General features: G+C 66.7%; 19 protein-coding genes. 9 read left to right on the top strand and 10 right to left on the bottom strand.

Annotated elements, in window-relative coordinates:
• Positions 1–273: 273 nt before the first annotated feature.
• From ASC46_RS17310 to phhA, 9 genes are all read right to left on the bottom strand, one after another.
• On the bottom strand, positions 274–1,527 hold the full coding sequence (locus tag ASC46_RS17310; RefSeq protein ID WP_055460557.1) for a cyclopropane fatty acid synthase: 1,254 nt from the start codon (positions 1,525–1,527) through the stop codon (positions 274–276).
• Positions 1,528–1,718: 191 nt separating this feature from the next.
• Positions 1,719–2,285 (bottom strand): 50S ribosomal protein L9, encoded by a 567-nt coding sequence (rplI, locus tag ASC46_RS17315; protein WP_055460558.1) that lies wholly within the window; start codon positions 2,283–2,285, stop codon positions 1,719–1,721.
• 18 nt (positions 2,286–2,303) lie between these two features.
• Positions 2,304–3,302 carry a DUF2232 domain-containing protein gene (locus ASC46_RS17320; protein WP_055460559.1) on the bottom strand — a complete coding sequence of 333 codons (999 nt, stop codon included), beginning with the start codon at positions 3,300–3,302 and terminating at the stop codon, positions 2,304–2,306.
• A 189-nt stretch (positions 3,303–3,491) separates the two neighbouring features.
• Positions 3,492–3,728, bottom strand: a complete 237-nt coding sequence (gene rpsR, locus ASC46_RS17325) for a 30S ribosomal protein S18 (RefSeq protein WP_019404164.1) — start codon at positions 3,726–3,728, stop codon at positions 3,492–3,494.
• Positions 3,729–3,731: 3 nt separating this feature from the next.
• Entirely contained in the window at positions 3,732–4,172 is a 441-nt protein-coding gene (gene rpsF / locus ASC46_RS17330) for a 30S ribosomal protein S6 (RefSeq protein ID WP_055460560.1), read from the bottom strand.
• 241 nt (positions 4,173–4,413) lie between these two features.
• On the bottom strand, positions 4,414–5,808 hold the full coding sequence (locus ASC46_RS20950) for a reverse transcriptase domain-containing protein (RefSeq protein ID WP_082464891.1): 1,395 nt from the start codon (positions 5,806–5,808) through the stop codon (positions 4,414–4,416).
• Between the two features lie 289 nt (positions 5,809–6,097).
• The gene (locus tag ASC46_RS17335; RefSeq protein WP_055460561.1) at positions 6,098–6,400 is read right to left on the bottom strand and encodes a hypothetical protein; all 303 of its coding nucleotides are present in this window, start codon (positions 6,398–6,400) and stop codon (positions 6,098–6,100) included.
• A 1-nt stretch (position 6,401) separates the two neighbouring features.
• Positions 6,402–6,923 carry a c-type cytochrome gene (locus tag ASC46_RS17340; protein WP_055460562.1) on the bottom strand — a complete coding sequence of 174 codons (522 nt, stop codon included), beginning with the start codon at positions 6,921–6,923 and terminating at the stop codon, positions 6,402–6,404.
• A 104-nt stretch (positions 6,924–7,027) separates the two neighbouring features.
• A complete protein-coding gene (phhA, locus tag ASC46_RS17345) occupies positions 7,028–7,903 on the bottom strand; it encodes a phenylalanine 4-monooxygenase (protein ID WP_055460563.1) in 876 nt (291 codons plus the stop codon).
• Between the two features lie 271 nt (positions 7,904–8,174).
• On the opposite strand from phhA, the gene ASC46_RS17350 reads away from it, so the two are divergent.
• The 8 genes from ASC46_RS17350 to ASC46_RS17385 all read left to right on the top strand — a co-directional run bounded on the left by ASC46_RS17350 (position 8,175) and on the right by ASC46_RS17385 (position 15,901).
• A complete protein-coding gene (locus tag ASC46_RS17350; RefSeq protein WP_055460564.1) occupies positions 8,175–8,924 on the top strand; it encodes a pyridoxine 5'-phosphate synthase in 750 nt (249 codons plus the stop codon).
• Positions 8,925–8,932: 8 nt separating this feature from the next.
• Positions 8,933–9,337 (top strand): holo-ACP synthase, encoded by a 405-nt coding sequence (acpS, locus tag ASC46_RS17355; protein WP_055460565.1) that lies wholly within the window; start codon positions 8,933–8,935, stop codon positions 9,335–9,337.
• Positions 9,338–9,547: 210 nt separating this feature from the next.
• Positions 9,548–10,318, top strand: coding sequence for a signal peptidase I (gene lepB, locus ASC46_RS17360; protein WP_055460566.1), 771 nt, complete (start codon positions 9,548–9,550; stop codon positions 10,316–10,318).
• A gap of 16 nt (positions 10,319–10,334) precedes the next feature.
• Entirely contained in the window at positions 10,335–11,042 is a 708-nt protein-coding gene (gene rnc / locus ASC46_RS17365; RefSeq protein ID WP_055460567.1) for a ribonuclease III, read from the top strand.
• Entirely contained in the window at positions 11,035–11,985 is a 951-nt protein-coding gene (era, locus tag ASC46_RS17370) for a GTPase Era (RefSeq protein WP_055460568.1), read from the top strand. Before rnc ends, era begins: the two co-directional genes overlap by 8 nt.
• A gap of 30 nt (positions 11,986–12,015) precedes the next feature.
• On the top strand, positions 12,016–12,750 hold the full coding sequence (gene recO / locus ASC46_RS17375) for a DNA repair protein RecO (protein WP_055460569.1): 735 nt from the start codon (positions 12,016–12,018) through the stop codon (positions 12,748–12,750).
• Positions 12,751–12,889: 139 nt separating this feature from the next.
• Positions 12,890–15,136: a DNA topoisomerase IV subunit A gene (parC, locus tag ASC46_RS17380; protein WP_055460570.1), complete on the top strand. Its 2,247-nt coding sequence runs from the start codon at positions 12,890–12,892 to the stop codon at positions 15,134–15,136.
• 12 nt (positions 15,137–15,148) lie between these two features.
• Entirely contained in the window at positions 15,149–15,901 is a 753-nt protein-coding gene (locus ASC46_RS17385; RefSeq protein ID WP_055460571.1) for an AAA family ATPase, read from the top strand.
• 664 nt (positions 15,902–16,565) lie between these two features.
• Here the strand turns inward: ASC46_RS17385 and ASC46_RS17390 are convergent.
• Positions 16,566–17,225, bottom strand: coding sequence for a Fe2+-dependent dioxygenase (locus ASC46_RS17390; RefSeq protein ID WP_055460572.1), 660 nt, complete (start codon positions 17,223–17,225; stop codon positions 16,566–16,568).
• A gap of 107 nt (positions 17,226–17,332) precedes the next feature.
• Between ASC46_RS17390 and ASC46_RS17395 the strand changes: the two genes are divergently transcribed.
• On the top strand, positions 17,333–18,190 hold the full coding sequence (locus ASC46_RS17395) for a hypothetical protein (RefSeq protein ID WP_055460573.1): 858 nt from the start codon (positions 17,333–17,335) through the stop codon (positions 18,188–18,190).
• The last annotated feature ends 1 nt before the right edge of the window (position 18,191 follow it).

The raw sequence follows: 18,191 nt of genomic DNA on the forward strand, positions 1-18,191 counted from the left end.
ACGACGTTGAGAAGTCGTTAACCTTTCGTTGACCGTGTCGCGCGGGTGACTCTGTCGCACGGAGGCAGGGCATTGCCCATGACGCCGGCGTGTCAATGCAGGTGCGGGGGCTCCCTCGTCATGGCCGGGCTTGTCCCGGCCATCCACGCCTTCGGGCTTGCAATCGTCAAAGGCGTGGATGCCCGCAACAACCGCGGGCATGACGGCAGGAAGGGACGGCACCGGGTTTCAGCGACCGTGGCCGTGGGGCTCCGCAGTCTCTTCCCCGTCCCGCTACTCCCCGGCGAGCCTCAGCGGGCTGCGCTGGCCCTCGCGCCGGCGCAGCGCGGCTTCCCGCTCGGCGATGTAGGTGCGCGTCAGCGGCACGGTGCCGATCTTCTTGGCGAGCTGGATCTGGAACACCATCATGCCGTCGTGGCGGAAGGACATCTCCGAGCCGGCGAGATAGAAATCCCACATCCGGGCGAAACGCTCGTCATAGAGCGCGACCGCCTCCTCCCGGCGGGCATGGAAGCGCTGGCGCCAGGCCTTTAGCGTCTCGGCATAGTGCAGACGCAGGATCTCGATGTCCGTCACCATGAGGCCGGCGCGCTCGATGGCCGGCAGCACCTCCGACAGAGCCGGGATGTAGCCGCCGGGGAAGATGTACTTGGCGATCCAGGAATTGGTCGCGCCGGGCTCCTCCATGCGGCCGATGGAATGCAGCAGCATGACGCCGTCGTCGTCGAGCAGACGCGCCGCCGTGTCGAAGAAGGTCTGGTAATAGGGCACGCCGACGTGCTCGAACATGCCGACCGAGACGATGCGGTCGAAGCGTTCGGCGACGGCGCGGTAATCTTGCAGCCGGAAACGCACCTTGTCGGCGAGGTTGCGCTCCTTGGCGCGGGCATTGGCGACGCCGAGTTGCTCCTCTGACAGGGTGATGCCGACGACGTCCGCTTCCGCATAGGCGCCGAGATAGAGACCCAGTCCGCCCCAGCCGCAGCCGATGTCGAGCACCTTGTGCCCCGGCTCGACGAGCAGCTTGGCCGCGATGTGCCGCTTCTTGGCGAGTTGCGCATCGTCGAGGCACTGGTCGGGCGTCTCGAAATAGGCGCAGGAATATTGTCTGTCGGCATCGAGGAAGAGGCTGTAGAGGCGCCCGTCCAGGTCGTAGTGATGGGCGACGTTGCGCCGCGATCGCGGCATGCGGTTCCACTGCATGAAGCCGCGCAGCCACTTGCGCCAGCGCCGGACGAGGCGCACCGGCAGGGGCGGGCGCGCGAGGCGCAGGTTGATCATGCCGAGCGCGATCAGATCGGCGATGTCGCCCTTCTGCATCGTCAGGCGGCCGTTCATGTAGAGTTCGCCGAGGGCAAGGTCCGGATTGGCGATGAGCGCCGCCACGTCCCGCCGGCCCGCGATGCGGACGCTGAGGGGAGGGCCGCTGCCGTCGCCGACGACGAAGGGTGGCGTGTCCGCCACCTGCACTTCGAGGGTGCCTTGCCGGATGAGGCGCCCAAGCAACGGTCGCAGCAACCTGTCCATACCTGCACCTCCTCCCGGCCTCGCGGCCGTTGCACTGTGCTGGAACGACAGAAAAAGGTTAGGAACGGTTGCCCAGAAATGCAATGGGCGCCAATCACGGCGCCCATGAACTGCGAAGGTGGCTGAAGAAACGGGCTGAAACCGGCGGCTTCGTCCGCCGCCGGTCGCTGTTTCATGGGCTTTGTCTTGCCTCAGACTTGCTCTTCGCCGGCGGCGTCGGCCAGTGCCGCACCCACCTCGAGGCCGAGGTCGTCGAGGTTCGTCTCCTCACGGGTGAAGACGGCCTCGCCGCGCTGCTGGCGCTCGGCCTCCTCGGCGCTGCGGGCGACGTTGACGGTGATCGACACCTCGACCTCCGGGTGCAGCGCCACGGGCACGGTGTGCAGACCGAGCGTCTTGATCGGCGCGTTGAGCACGATCTGCTGGCGCGAGACGCTGAAGCCGCCGGCCGTCAGCACCTCGGCGATGTCGCGCGTGGCGACCGAGCCGTAGAGCACGCCCGTCTCGCCGGCCTGGCGCAGGACGACGAAGCTCTCGCCGTTGAGCTTCTCGGCGACCTTCTCGGCCTCGCTCTTGAGCTCGAGGTTGCGGGCCTCGAGCTGGGCGCGCTGCTGCTCGAAGCGGGCCTTGTTGGCGGTGGTGGCGCGCAGCGCCTTGCCCTGCGGCAGGAGGAAATTGCGGGCGAAACCGTCGCGCACGCGCACGACTTCGCCCATCTGGCCGAGCTTCGGCACGCGTTCGAGCAGGATGACTTCCATGGTGGTTCTCCTTACGTTTCAGGTTCGGTTCTGGCGATCGGGAGCGACGGGCGGCGTGCCCGACGTGATCTGGTGTTCGGGCGGGCCGAAGAAGGCCGCCATGACGCCGACGACGGCGAGCACCGGCAGCGCCCAGATGAGGAAGATGACGACGACGAGATAGACGAGGCCGAGGATCAGCGGCCGTCCGGCCTTGCCCATCGTCCAGCGGTGGATGGCCGCGAGACCCTGCAGCGCGAAGGCAGCGGCGAGCGCGCCGGTGAGCGCCTGGGCGAGCACGCCGGCAAAGCCCGTCAGCATGACGCCGCCGGCGAGCGCAATGGCCAGCGCGAAAGGCGCCTGGCGCGGCAGCATCATCAGCGGCAGCGGCGGCCACGGCCGCGGCAGCCGGCCGGAGAGGCTCACCGCCTTGGCCGCGCCCCAGAGGTTGATGACGAGCATCGGCACGAAGGAGGCCGCGGCGGCGAGCGGCAACACGGCGACGATGGTGTCGACCGTCGCGACGCTCGCAAGGCCGCCGGGCAGTTCGCCGGCGCCCCCGGCGGCGCCTTCAGCCCCGGCGCCGAGCTCCGCCCTCAGCACGGACTCGATGGCGCGGCGCATGGTCTCGACATAGGCCTCGTAGGACCAGCCGAGCGAGACGGCGCCGGCGAAGGTGACGAGCCCGGCGACCGCGGCCACCCACAGCAGCAGACGGCCGATGGGATACCATTCGGTGCGCCCGTCGCCCGTGGCGCGGCCGAGAAGGCCGAGATAGGCGAGCCACCAGGCGGGCAGGGCGACGCCGAGCGCGAAGGCCGGCGCGGCCGCCCAGCGCAGCGCGATGCCGATGGCGAGCGCGCCGACGGCGGCGGCGACGAGGCCGGCCCGGTGGTTCCAGCCAAGGGCTGCAATGATGACGGGAAGGGGGGCGACATAGGACAGCATCACCGCCAGCGGCGATCCGGTGATCACCACGGTGAAGAGGAGGGCCGATACGAGGCCGGCGCCTGCGCCTATGACGAGAGTGCTCATCATCGTCCTGCTGTCCCGCTGCCTTTCGCAGGGTTAGGGGCGGATCCGATGTCCGTCCCAGCAAACTCTCCACGAAACCGTGACGGGAGAGCGACGGGGTTTTCAGTTCGCTTGCTGCGTCCGGGCGGGCGAGGCGTCCGCTCGGGGCTGTGCGCGGCACCCGGCGAGCCGGATGCCGCGTCGAACGTCACCTTACTTGATGACGTAGGGCAGCAGGCCCAGGAAGCGCGCGCGCTTGATGGCCTGGGCGAGCTCGCGCTGCTTCTTGGCCGAGACGGCCGTGATGCGCGAGGGCACGATCTTGCCGCGCTCCGAGATGTAGCGCGAGAGCAGGCGCGTGTCCTTGTAGTCGATCACCGGCGCGTTGGGGCCCGAGAACGGGCAGGTCTTGCGGCGGCGGAAGAAGGGGCGGCGGGGTGCGCTCGACATGGCTCAGTTCTCCTCGGACGCCGTTTCGTCTTCGCGGCGGTCGCGGCGCGGGCCGCGGTCACCACGATCGCCACGCGGGCCGCGGTCGAAACCGCCGTCGCGGTCGCGGCGCTCGTCGCGGTCGCGCTTCTGCATCATCGCCGAGGGGCCTTCCTCGTGCGCCTCGACCCGCAGGGTGAGGAAGCGCAGGATGTCCTCGTTGATGCGCATCTGGCGCTCCATCTCGGCCACGGCCGCGGCCGGGGCGTCGATGTTGACCAGCGTGAAATGCGCCTTGCGGTTCTTCTTGATGCGGTAGGCGAGCGACTTGATGCCCCAGTACTCGGTCTTGCCGACGGAGCCGCCGTTCGTCTCGACGATGCCCTTGAACTGTTCGACGAGGGCCTCGACCTGCTGTGCGGAAATATCCTGGCGTGCCAGGAAGACGTGCTCGTAGAGAGCCATTGAGTGGCCTTTCCTTTACAACCGACGTTCTCTCCGGCGCTGAGCCCTTCGAGCCCTGTCGCCAAGGCCCGAGCGCGCTGTTCGAAGGCGGAGACACGGGACGCCGGGGCGGATGCCCCTCACGGGCCTCACCTCGGGATCAGATCCCGTCGGCAAGGCACCGCCGTCCGTTCAGCCCCCGGCCGGAGCGAACGTGAAGCGGGGCCTTTAAGGGATTTTGAGGGGGATGGCAAGGGGGCGACTAAGGGACTGTGACCGAATCCGAGGTTAGGGAGGTCCCTGACAGCAAGTCTGTATGGGGAGTGGGACTTGCGATCCTTGTAGACTTGCTCAACTTGGGATACGAAAACGGTTCACGTTTAATGTTGCGCAGTTCCGTTATGCCTAAGAATATTTGAAATTTGCTCCTCTGCGACGCGCTGCGGATGGCTGTATATTCTCCAAGGTAGCGCCGTATAAATTCATTAATTTTATTGTCAAGATTTTCAAAAATCTGACGATCATTGCAAAACCAATAGTGTTTACCCCAGCCATCGATCATGTCGTCAATTTTCTTCAATGTGCTTGATAGTGAATATGCCATATCGAATGGCTTACCATTCTGAAGGCCTCGCATGGCTTTCAGGCTATCATTGAGGACCGTTTGAACGGAGAGTAGAATCCGCCCTTGCGCCTTGATGTTCGGTCTAATTGCGCCTCGGCAGATATTTATTCCGAGAAAGTCTATGCCGTCATCAATTGGAATGCCACCTTTAGAGCTCTTCTCAGGGGATAGTTCCATGCCCAAGGCAGCAAGAAGCTCTGTTGCCTTGCGCAAGCGCGCTCCAGCGGCTTTCTTGGAAGGAGCCAATATTATAAAATCATCTATATAGCGAATGCAGCGGCAATCGCCTTCGTTCATTTTTTTATCGAATTCAGCAAGAATTATATTTCCAAGTAGCGGTGAGAGAGAGTTACCTTGAGCGACGCCAATGTCCTCTATCGGAAACGCTGATGCTCGCTCTCTAAGTTGCGCCATGTTGGACAGCTCGACGTCGATGGCGCGCCGAAATAGGCGAGTAAATTCTTCGTCCTTTGTCGTGACGGAGATGATATTAGTAACCGCGTCTTTTGAGATGCGCGTAAAAAAACTCCGGATGTCTGCGCATGCAACGAAGCGCGCGCCACTGCTTATCTCATCTAAAACGGCTCGGATCGCAGCCGGAACGGCGGAAAGAGATTCGCTGCGTTCTTGTAGATCCTCTTGCGATCTCCGTTCTCCTCGAATTCCGCCAAAACTGTAGGGGGTCTTAATGTACGGCTGTAATTCAGGGACTTCCAAAAGAACGTTCAAAATTGCCCTTTGAACGATTCGACTTTCGACGCGGGCAAGAACGATTGGTCTGAACGCGCCGGTCTCGCGCCCTTGGGCATCCTTTTTAGGGAGCGGTATCCCTTCAGCCGGCTCAAACGTAAACGAATTTTGACTGAGCTTGCCTTTAATCGATCGGAGTCTGCTCGGCGCGTCTTCTGAAAAAGTGGCCAACTCCGATCGGACTTTCTTCGACTTCGATGTGCGCCCGTTGCTCTGGATCACGCTCCATGCGCGTTCCAGGTTTCCTAGTCGCCTAACTGCTTTGATAAGTTCAGATGCCAAGCGTCTTTGGGGTCCTGCTGGTTCACCTCACCCGCCTGACGGTGTGCTGAACTCCGCAGCGGAACCTTTCGGCCCTTGCCGCACAATCGGGGCGACGACTTGCGCCATCGCCTCGCCGTAGCAGATCCGCTCGCTCTCGACGGTCATCCCGCCGGCCGCGCTACCCGCTAGAGCCAACTGAAGCAAGATAAGAAGAGCGCTTGAAAAACGTCAAGTAGGTTCAGCATTCCAATGGGGACAACTCACCGCCTGCTTCGTGAGTCCTCTCCCACGTTGACAGCACTGTGTTTCACTTCAACCCCTTCTCCTCACTAAACCCCCGCCAGTAATCCCCCGTCCCTTCACGCACCACCACATCCTCCGGCCCGATCTCGAACGGCGTCAGTTCCGGTTCCGTCCGCAGCCGCGTGTACAGTTCCAGAAAATCCGTCTCGCGCATGAGGGCGAACAGGTCCTCGAAGCGGTCGATGACGAAGTAGGTGGCCTGGAAGTCGTCGATGTAATAGCCTGTGCGCAGGAAGCGGTTGAAGTTCGGCGCTCTGCGGCCTCGCGCCGTGTGCCTGACTTGCCCTCGTTCGTTGCCGACCTGCAATTCACTTCCCTGGCGCAGCCGCCGCCGTCTCGCCTGGCGGCAAGATCCGGAACGTGAACGTCGACACTTTCTCCCCAGGCTTGAACGGGCCGGGGACCTTGTTGCTGATGGGCGGCAGGCTTTTCAGATAGGCGGCGATCGCCACGGCGTCGTCGGGCGTGAGGTTGGCGAAGGCGTGCCAGGGCATGATCGGCGCGAGGATGCGGCCGTCCGGCCGCTCGCCGGTCTGGATCGCCGTTACGATCTGCTCCTTGGTCCAGCTGCCGATGCCGGTCTCGTTGTCGGGCGTGATGTTGGGACCGACGAAGACGCCTTCGCCCGGGATCTCGAAGCCGACGTCGGAGCCGCCGAGAAAGCGCGACATGTCGGGTGAACCGAAGAGATAGCCCGGCGTGTGGCAGTCGTTGCAGCCGCCGATGGTGACGAGATATTTGCCGCGCGCGACCTCAGCGTCCTCGGCGAGTGCCGGCAATGCCTGTGCGATGCCCGAGGCGGCCAGAAACACAAGAAGAATCCGTGACATGACTCTTCTCCCTCCGCTTGCCCGCGTCTTGGCTGGAAAGGATAAAATTTAACATAAACTGAAATCTTCTTCCATGCCGGTGGCCCCGACCGGCCGGGCGTGCGTCACTTGAGATGCGACTTCGTCTGCGGAAACTCGCGCCAGTAATCCCCCGTCCCCTCGCGCACCACCACATCCTCCGGCCCGATCTCGAACGGCGTCAGCTCCGGCTCCGTCCGCAGCCGTACGTACAGCTCCAGAAAGTCCGTCTCGCGCATCAGGGCGAACAGGTCCTCGAAGCGGTCGATGACGAAGTAGGTGGCCTGGAAGTCGTCGATGTAATAGCCGGTGCGCAGCACGCGTTCGAGGTCGAAGGCGAGGAAGTTGGCGGAGGGGTCCTCGACCACGTATTTCGCCTCGCCGTAGGAGGAGGCGATGCCGGCGCCGTAGGCCTTGATGCCCTCGGGCTTGCGGATGAGGCCGAACTCGATGGTGTACCAGTTGAGCCGGGCGAGGAACTTCACGCCCTTGTTGTCGCAGGCGACAAGCCCCGTGCGGCCGTATTCGCGCATGTAGTCGGCATAGGCCGGGTTCGTCAGCAGCGGCACGTGGCCGAAGACGTCGTGGAAGATGTCGGGTTCCTCGAGATAGTCGAGCTGCGCCCGGCTGCGGATGAAGGTGCCGGCCGGGAAGCGCCGGTCGGACAGCATCTGGAAGAAGGGGCGCGAGGGGATGAGGCCGGGCACGGCCACCACCTCCCAGCCGGTGAGGCGCCTCAGGCGCTCGTTCATGGCGCGGAAGTCCGGCACGCCCTCGGGGCCGATGCCGAGGGCCGCGAGCCCGTCGAGATATTCCTGGCAGATATGGCCTTCCAACGTCTTGCGCTGGCGATCGAAGAGGATGCCCCAGGTCGCGTGGTCCTCGGCGCTGTAGCGCTCCCAGTCCTGCGCGATGATGCACTCTTCGACGCTCTGCGCGTTCAACACGGCGTGCGTGGCCATCGCTTGCCTCCCTGAGGTGCGGGAGCCGGCTGCGGATGCGGCCTCGCGACAGGCTCCGCCGGCATAACGCACGAAGCGGCGCGGCAGGTCCGCCCGGCCCGCAGGACGTCCTCGTCGATCATCGCGCCTTGCCCCCTCCGCGGCAAGGCTGCTTCCCGCGCGGCGGGATGGCTGGACGGCGCGACTTCGGCTAAACCCGTCAGAACTGGGCGGGGGCCCTTGCCGCACGCGAGCGGCCGGCGCCCGACGCCTGCCTGGAGAGCACGTCACCATGGCTTCCACTGTGAGACTGGGCGTCAACATCGATCACGTCGCCACCATCCGCAACGCGCGCGGCGGGGACCATCCCGATCCCGTGCGCGCGGCCCATGCCGCCGTCGCCGCCGGGGCGGACGGCATCACCGCGCATCTGCGCGAGGACCGGCGCCACATCCGCGACGAGGACATCGCGCGCCTCAAGGCCGAATTGCCGGTGCCGCTCAATTTCGAGATGGCGGCGGAGGAGGAGATGGTGGCGATCGCCCTCGCCACCTTGCCGCATGCCGCTTGCCTGGTGCCGGAGAAGCGCGAGGAACGCACGACCGAGGGCGGTCTCGACATCGTGACCGGCTATGCGCATCTGCGGCCCATCGTCGCCGAACTGACCGGCGCCGGCATCCGCGTCTCGCTCTTCGTCGAGCCTGACGAGGCGATCATGGAGACGGCGGCGGCGCTGCTCGCCCCGGTGGTCGAGCTGCATACCGGCTCCTATGCCGAGGCGGTTCTGGCGGGAGACGAGGCGCGCATCGCCCACGAGCTCGAGCGCCTGCGCAGGGCGGCAGCGCGCGCCGCCCACTACCGCATCGAGGTGCACGCCGGCCACGGGCTCACCACGGCCAATGTCGGACCGGTCGCGGCGATCCCTGAGGTGGCCGAGCTCAACATCGGCCACTACATCGTCGGCGAGGCCGTCTTCATCGGGCTCGAAGGGGCCGTGCGTGCCATGCGCGCGGCGATCGAGGCCGGGCGGGCCGGCGCATAAGGGCTTCCATGATCATCGGCATCGGCTCCGACCTCTGCGACATCCGGCGTATCGAGCGCTCGCTCGCGCGCTTCGGCGAGCGCTTCACCCATCGCGTCTACACCGAGGGCGAGCGCGCGAAGAGCGACCGGCGGGCGGCGCGGGCCGCCTCCTATGCGCGGCGTTTCGCCGCCAAGGAGGCCTGCGCCAAGGCGCTGGGCACGGGCATGCGGCTCGGCGTCTTCTGGCGCGACATGGAGGTGGTCAACCTGCCCGGCGGGCGCCCCACCATGCGCCTGACCGGCGGCGCGCTGAAGCGGCTCGAGGAGATGACCCCGCCCGGCCACGAGGCCGTGGTGCACGTCTCGCTGACGGACGACCCGCCGCTGGCGCAGGCCTTCGTCATCATCGAGGCGCTGGCGCGGCCGGGTTGATCGTGCCACGCTCGCGCCGCAATCACATCCGCTATGGCCTGCGCGGGTTCGCGTTGCGGCGCGGAGGCGTATCGGCTAGACCGCAACGGATTCTTTGAACAGGCGCGGCCTGCGGCGGGCTTTCCGCCGGCCGTCCCGCGCAATGGTTGGAGCCGCTCCACGTGGCGTCGGAAACGTGGTCCGGTGAGGGTTCCCGAAAAGGCACGATCGATGGACGAGGCGCGCGTGGACGAAACGAAGAAGAAAGCCGAGCAGGGCGGCATTCTCGAGACGGTCAAGGTCATCGTCCAGGCGCTGCTGATCGCCCTCGTGGTGCGCACCTTCCTGTTCCAGCCCTTCAACATTCCCTCGGGCTCGCTGATCCCGACCCTGCTGATCGGCGACTATCTCTTCGTCTCCAAATATTCCTACGGCTATTCGCGCTATTCCTTCCCCTTCGGACCGCCGCTGTTCTCCGGCCGAATCTTCGGTTCCGAGCCCAAGCGCGGCGACATCGCCGTCTTCAAGCTGCCGAAGGACAATTCGACCGACTACATCAAGCGCGTCGTCGGCCTGCCGGGCGACACCATCCAGATGATCGATGGCGTGCTGCACATCAACGGCGAGGCGGTGAAGCGCGAACGCATCGGCAATTACGTCACGCAGGATTCCTGGGGTCGCGACATCGAGGTGCCGATGTACCGCGAAACGTTGCCCGGCGGCACGAGCCATGTCGTCATCGAACGCGACGGCGACCGCGGCTACTGGGACAACACCTATGTCTACAAGGTGCAGCCCGGCCATTACTTCATGATGGGCGACAACCGCGACAATTCCACCGACAGCCGCGACGAGAACGCCGTCGGCCAGGTGCCCTTCGAGAATCTCGTCGGCCGCGCCGAAATCATCTTCTTCTCCATCGGGGAGGGAAGCGCCGGCTGGAAGGTGTGGGAATGGCCGTGGACCGTGCGCTGGGAGCGCATCTTCAACCCGGTGAAGTGAAAGACGGTGCACTGACTTGGGCCGCAAATCCGCCGATACCGCCGCGCTCGAAGCGCAGCTTGCCTATTCCTTCACCGACAAGGATCTCCTGAAGCGTGCGCTGACCCATGTCAGCGCCTCGCCCTCCGACAAGACGCGCTCCTACCAGCGTCTCGAGTTCCTGGGCGACAGGGTGCTCGGCCTGTCGGTCGCCGACATGCTGCTCGCCGCCTTCCCGGCGGCGGAGGAGGGCGAGCTGTCGCGCCGCCTCGCCGAGCTCGTGCGCAAGGAGAGCTGCGCCGAAGTCGCCCTCGCCTGGGACGTGGGGCCGCACCTGCACCTCGGCGACGGCGAAGTTTCCTCCGGGGCGCGGCGCAACCGTGCTATCCTTGCCGACGTGTGCGAGGCCATCGTCGGCGCGGTCTTCCTCGATGGGGGCTATGCCGCGGCGCGCGCGCTGGTCGAGCGGGCCTTCGCGGCGCGCCTCCACGCCCCGCGCCGCCCCCTGCGCGACGCCAAGACGGCGCTGCAGGAGTGGGCGCAGGGGCGCGGCCTGCCGGCGCCTACCTATGAGCTCGTCGAGCGTTCCGGGCCGGACCATGCGCCCGAGTTCGTCGTCGGTGTCAATGTCGAGGGCATGGCGCAGGCGCAAGGGCGCGGCACGGCCAAGCGCAACGCCGAGCAGGCGGCGGCCGAGGCCTTCCTGCTGCGCGAGAGGATCTGGACGGTGAACCAGGATGTCTGACGAGAACGCCGGCGGAAACGCCGCAGAAAACGCTTCTCCGGCAGGCGAGGCGACGCGCTGCGGCTTCGTGGCCCTGATCGGCGCACCAAATGCCGGCAAGTCGACGCTCGTCAACGCCCTCGTCGGCACCAAGGTGTCTATCGTCTCGCGCAAGGTGCAGACGACGCGCGCCCTCGTGCGTGGCATCGCGCTCGAAGGCGAGAGTCAGGTCATCTTCGTCGATACGCCGGGCATTTTCAGGCCCAAGCGCCGGCTCGACCGCGCCATGGTGACCTCGGCCTGGGGCGGGGCGGGGGATGCGGATGTCGTCTGCCTCCTCATCGACGCGCGCAAGGGCCTCGACGATGAGAGCGAGGCCATCCTGGGCAAGCTCGCGGACATTCGCCAGCCGAAGGTGCTCATTCTCAACAAGGTCGACCTGGTGCAGAAGGAGAAGCTGCTTCATCTCGCCGCTGACATCAACGCCCGCCAGCCCTTCGCCGAGACCTTCATGGTCTCGGCGCTGTCCGGCAGCGGCGTCGCCGGCATGCGCGCCAAGCTCGCCGCCATGATGCCGCCGGGGCCCTGGCTGTACCCGGAAGACCAGGTGTCGGACGCGCCGTTGCGCATGCTGGCGGCCGAGATCACGCGCGAGAAGCTGTTCGAGCGGCTGCACGACGAACTGCCCTATTCCTCGACCGTCGAGACCGAGCAGTGGCAAGAGATGAAGGACGGCTCGGTGCGCATCGAGCAGACCATCTATGTGGAGCGCGAAAGCCAGCGCAAGATCGTGCTCGGCAGGGGTGGCCAGACCATCAAGACCATCGGCTCGCTCGCCCGGTCGGAGATCGCCGAGGTTGCCGAGACGAAGGTGCACCTGTTCCTCTTCGTCAAGGTGCGCGAGAATTGGAGTGACGATCCCGCCCGCTACCGCGAGATGGGGCTGGAGTTTCCGAAGGGCTGAGCCCCGCCGGGCGTGCCATCCGGGTGAGCCATGGAATGGCAGGACGAAGGCATCGTGCTCGGCGCCAGGCGCCACGGCGAGGCCAATGTCATCCTCGAGCTGATGACGGCGGCGCACGGCCGCCACATGGGCCTCGTGCGCGGCGGGCGCTCGCGCCGCCTGCAGCCCGTCCTGCAGCCGGGCAATAGCGTCGCCGTCGTCTGGCGCGCCCGCATCGAGGAACACCTCGGCCTCTATGCGGTGGAGGCGACGGCCATCCGCGCCGCCCGTTTCATCGCATCCCCGCTCGCGCTTCACGGCCTCGGCACCCTGACGGCCCTGCTGCGCCTGATGCCGGAACGCGACCCGCATCCCGGCCTCTACGAGGCGCTGACCGTGCTCATGGAGCACATGGACGACCCCGCCATCGCCCCGGCGCTCATCGTGCGTTTCGAACTGGCGGTGCTTGCAGGGCTCGGTTTCGGCCTCGACCTTTCGAGTTGCGCCGCCACCGGCAGCACGCAGGAACTCGTCTATGTCTCGCCGAAATCGGGCCGTGCCGTCTCGCGCACCGCCGGCGAGCCCTACGGTGACCGGCTGTTGCCGCTGCCCTCCTTCCTGCGCGAGGGCGGCCTCGTCGACACGATCGGCGTCCGCGACGTGCTCGCCGGCTTCCAGCTGACGGGGCTCTTCTTCGCCCGCCACGTCTACGAGCCGCGCGGCCTTGCCGAGCCGGATGCCCGCCGGCGCCTGATCGAGTTTCTCGCGCGCGGCGAGGCGACCTGACGGAATCCGCTCCCCGCTCGCGGGAACACGGAGCGACGTCGCCTCGTTCCGCGAAGCACGGCTGCCGCAACCTGGACCCCCGTCGCACTTGCGGTGCGGCGCCATGTTCGCTACCCGTTCCCCGAGAGAGGAATTGGGAATGGGCAAGCCTGTCGATCCGCCGTCCGGTGGCAGCATCGAGAACATCAATCTCAAGGACGCGCTCGAGGAGCGCTACCTCGCCTATGCGCTGTCCACCATCATGCACCGGGCGCTGCCCGATGCCCGCGATGGCCTGAAGCCGGTCCACCGGCGCATCCTCTACGGCATGCGCCTCCTGAGGCTCGATCCCGGCGCCGCCTTCAAGAAGTCTGCCCGCGTCGTCGGCGACGTCATGGGTCAGTTCCACCCGCACGGTGACCAGGCGATCTACGATGCGCTTGTGCGCCTCGCGCAGGATTTCGCCCAGCGCTACCCGCTGATCGAGGGGCAGGGCAACTTCGGCAATATCGACGGCGATAACGCGGCTGCCATGCGCTACACCGAGGCGCGCATGACGGAGGTGGCGCGCCTCCTGCTGCAAGGCATCGACGAGGACGCCGTCGATTTCCGCGACACCTACGACGAGGCCAACCGCGAGCCCATCGTCCTGCCGGCAGCCTTCCCGAACCTCCTCGCCAACGGCAGCCAGGGCATCGCCGTCGGCATGGCGACATCGATCCCGCCGCACAATGTCGCCGAGCTGTGCGATGCCGCGCTCTACCTTATCGGCCATCCGCGCGCGTCTTCGGAGCAGCTCCTCACCTTCGTCCAGGGGCCGGACCTCCCGACCGGCGGCATCATCGTCGACGGGCGCGAATCGATCCTCGACGCCTACCGCACCGGCCGCGGCTCCTTCCGCGTGCGGGCACGCTGGGAGAAGGAGGATACCGGCCGCGGCGGCTGGGTCGCCGTCGTCACCGAGATTCCCTACGGCGTCGCCAAGGCACGCCTCATCGAGAAGATCGCGGAGCTGCTGCAGGAGCGGAAGCTGCCGCTCCTCGCCGACGTGCGGGACGAATCGGCCGAGGACGTGCGCATCGTGCTCGAGCCGCGCGCCCGCACCGTCGATCCCGTCCTCCTGATGGAATCGCTCTTCCGGCTCACCGATCTCGAGAGCCGCGTGCCGCTCAACATGAACGTGCTGACGGCCGGCCAAGTGCCGCGCGTGCTCGGCTTGGCCGAGGCGCTGCGCGAGTGGCTCGACCACCGCCGCGAGGTGCTGCTGCGCCGTTCGCGCCACCGCCTCGGCGAGATCGAGCGCCGGCTCGAGATCCTCGGCGGCCTGCTCATCGTCTATCTCGACCTCGACAAGGTGATCCGCATCATCCGCGAGGAGGACGAGCCGAAGGCCGAGCTGATGAAGGTCTTCTCCCTCACCGAGGTGCAGGCCGACGCCATCCTCAATACCCGGCTGCGCTCCCTGCGCAAGCTCGAGGAGATGGAGCTGCGCAAGGAGTTCGACGAACTCACTGCCGAAAAGAGCAGCATCGAGGAACTCGTCGCCTCCGAGGACAAGCAGTGGAAGACGGTGGCCTGGGAGGTCCGCGAGGTCAAAAAGACCTTCGGGCCCGAGACCCCGCTGGGGCGCCGCCGCACCACCTTCGCCGAGGCGCCGGAGGCGGCCATCATCGACCTTACGGAGGCCATGGTCGAGCGCGAGCCCGTCACGGTCGTCCTCTCCGAGAAGGGCTGGATCCGGGCGCTCAAGGGCCACGTGGCCGATTTCTCGACCCTGCAGTTCAAGGGCGACGACGCCCTCAAGGTAGCCTTCCACACGGAGACGACGGCCAAGATCCTGGTGCTCGCCAGCAACGGCAAGGTGTTCACGCTCGAGGCGTCGAAGCTGCCCGGCGGGCGCGGCTTCGGCGATCCGGTGCGCCTGATGGCCGATCTCGACGAGGGCGCGGATATCGTCGGCGCCTTCCCGTATCGGCCGGAGACGAAGCTGCTGCTGGTGTCGAGCGAGGGGCGCGGCTTCGTTGCCGCGGCCGATACCGTCGTCGCCAACACCCGCAAGGGCAAGCAGGTGCTCAACGTCTCCGCACCCTACAAGGCCGCCGCCTGCGTGCCGGCGGAGGGCGACCATGTCGCCATCGTCGGCGAGAATCGCAAGCTCCTGGCCTTCCCTCTCGCGCAGGTGGCCGAGATGGCGCGCGGCCGCGGCGTGCGCCTGCAGAAATACAAGGATGGCGGCCTGTCGGACGTGAAGGTTTTCGCCCTCGCCGAGGGTCTGACCTGGAAGGACACCTCCGGCCGCACCTGGACGGTGGCCGGCGACGACCTGAAGGACTGGCTCGGCAACCGCGGCGATGCCGGCCGCCTGCCGCCGAAGGGTTTTCCGCGCAACAACAGGTTCGGCGGCTGACGGGCAGCGAAGATGCGCAGGTCGCGCCCCGTCAACCTGCCGGCGCCCTATCTGAAGCGCGTCGCGCTGGTGCCGGAGAAGGTCGGCGACTGGGCGGCCTATCCCTTCTGCCTGCCGATGTTCCGGAAGCGGGAATTCGAGATCGCCTTCACCCATCCCGTCACCGTCATCGTGGGCGAGAACGGGGTGGGCAAGTCGACGCTGCTCGAGGGCATCGCCGTCAAGGCCGGCTTCGGCCATTTCGGCGGCGCGACCGGCCACCGGCTCGGCAGCCACGACGACGAGGCGACGCTTGCCGACGCGCTCGCGCTCTCCTGGCTGCCGCGCATCACGCGCGGCTATTTCTTTCGCGCCGAGACCTTCTTCTCCCTCGTGCGCTACATGGTCGAGGCCGCGAAGGAGCCGCTGAGCGGCCCGCCGCCCGACTGGCTGGAGATGTCGCACGGCGAGGGCTTCCTCGCCTTCTTCCGCGAGCGCTGCGCGGGGCAGGGCGTCTATTTCTTCGACGAGCCGGAATCGGCCCTCTCGCCTTCGCGGCAGATCGAGTTCATGAAGATCCTGCGCGCCATGGAGCGGTCCGGCCGCTGCCAGGTGGTCATCGCCACCCACGCGCCGCTCCTCATGGCCTATCCGGGCGCCGACCTCAGGATGCTCACCCGCGCCGGCCTGTTCCCGACGCGCATCGAGGACACGGACCATTTCCGGGTCCTGCGCGAGTTCTTCCTCGACCCCGAGCTTTTCGTCGATTCGATGCTGGACGAGTGAAGGCGGGGGCGGGGCTGAAGAGCGTGGCACAACCTCTGCGCCCGTCATGGCCGGCTCGTCCCGGCCATCCACGCCTTCCAACCCTGCGCGAGCGTGAACGGCGTGGATGCCCGCGACAAGCGCGGGCATGACGGCGGAGACGGTTACGCAAATGGAACGGGAAGAGTGAGGCACAACCTCCCCGGTTCGTCATGGCCGGGCTTGTCCCGGCCATCCACGCCTTTCAGCCTTGCGCGAGCGTGGACGGCGTGGATGCCCGCGACGAGCGCGGGCATGACGGCGGGGACGGTTACGCAAATGGACCGGGAAGAGCGTGGCGCAATCTCTCCGCCCGTCATGGCCGGGCTCGTCCCGCCCATCCACGCCTTTCAGCCTTGCGCGAGCGTCACGGCGTGGATGCCCGCGACGAGCGCGGGCATGACAGTGGAGACGGCTGCGCAAAGGAAGCGGGAAGAGCGCGGCACAACCTCCCCGCCCGTCTTGGCCGGGCTTGTCCCGGCCATCCACGCCTTTCACCCCTGCACGAGCGTGGACGGCGTGGATGCCCGCGACAAGCGCGGGTATGACGGCGGAAGCGGTGGAAACGGCGAAATGGCGGAGACGGGGGAAGCGGTTCGAAGGCCATGCGGCGGTGCTTCCCCATCCGCCGGCCGTGCCGGTTTCCTCAATCCTCCGCCCACATGCGTGTCAGGTTCGCGGCGCATTTCGCAAGCAGGTCATATTCCGGCGTTTTGCCGTGCTGTTCGAACAGCTGCGTGCGCGCGGTGTCGAGGTCGAAGAGCAACTCGCGCTGCGCCCCGTCCCGCACGTAGCTGCGTGCCCAGCCGACCGCCGCGAGGCGTTCGCCGGTTCGCACCGGCTCGACCCGGTGCAGCGTCGTCGAGGGATAGGCGACGAGATGGCCGGCGGGCAGCTTGATCGCCTCCTCGCCCGCCGCGCTCTCGATGACGAGTTCGCCGCCCTCGTAGGTCTGCGGATCGGCGAGGAAGAGCGTGAAGGACACGTCCGTGCGCAGCCCGTGCATGATCGGGTTGTCGACATGCGTGCCATAGGCCCGGCCGGCGCCGTAGCGGCTGAAGAGGATCGGCGTCAGCGCCTTGGGCCGGACCGCCGCCGCAAAGACGGGATTGGCGAGGATGCGCGCCGAGATCCTCTCGCGCAGGCCCCGCACGGCCGCGCCCTCCCGCGCCTGCTCGTTGTCCTTGACGAGCCGGGCGCTGCGGCCCGCCGTCGCACGCCCGTCCTCGAAGCGCAGGTGGGCCAGTGCTGCGCGGATCTCCGTGAGGTCCTTCGCCGTCAGGACATCGCCGATGAGGACGAGCATCTTCCATCCCTCCATTGACCGGACCAGCCATAGCATCTAGCTAAGGTCATGAAAATGAATAGGAATTTTAATTGTAACAATTCCATTCTCGGATCTGGAGACCAGCCATGATCAAGTCGAGGAAAGTCTGGGTCGGCCTCGGTGCGGCCGTGCTCGCCGGCACCGGCGTCGGCGCCCCCGCCGAGGCGCAGCCGCTGGCACGCGGCATCGAGCAGGCGGCGCCCGGCGAGGCGTCGGCGGCTCGCCATCTCGTCCTGCGCGTGACGGAGAGCCATGCCGGCCATGCCCCGGCTGGGGATGGCGAAGGCGAGGGCGGCGGTGCCCAGCTGGCGCCGGACCTGCGCCTGACGCGCGATCTCGCCCTCATCAGCGGCCATCTGACCGTGGGCAACGAGTTGGTCGAGGCGGGGCGCTGGAGCGAGGCGATGGTGCATTTCCTCCACCCGGCGGAGGAGCTCTACGGCGGCATCGCCGGCGATCTCAAGAGCTTCGGCATCCCGCCCTTCGCCGCGGCCCTCAAGGTGCTCGCCCAGACGGTGAAGGCGCAGAAGCAGGAGGCCTACGAGGGGGCGCTGAAGACGGTGCGCGAGCGCCTCGCCACCGCCGACGCGGCGGTGAAGGCGAAGACCGCCGACTGGCCGGGCCTGACGCTCGATGCCGTGCTCGAGGTGCTCAACACCGCCGGCGAGGAATACGAAGCGGCCATCGAGGACGGCAAGTTCAAGCTCGTCGTCGAGTATCAGGATTCGCGCGGCTTCATCCTTCAGGCCGAGCAGATGCTGGCGGCCGTCGCGCCCGACCTCGAGAAGAAGAACGCCGGGGCCTATGCCGCCCTGCAGCGCGAGCTGGGCGAGTTGAAGAAGGCCTGGCCCCATGCGGTCGCGCCGGACAAGCCGGTGCTCGACGTCTCAGAGGTGCTCGGGCTCATCGCCAAGGCCGAGATCGAGATCGGCAAGCTGATGTGAG

Origin of the sequence: Chelatococcus sambhunathii (assembly GCF_001418005.1) — a bacterium.
Classification (GTDB): Bacteria; Pseudomonadota; Alphaproteobacteria; order Rhizobiales; family Beijerinckiaceae; genus Chelatococcus_A; species Chelatococcus_A sambhunathii.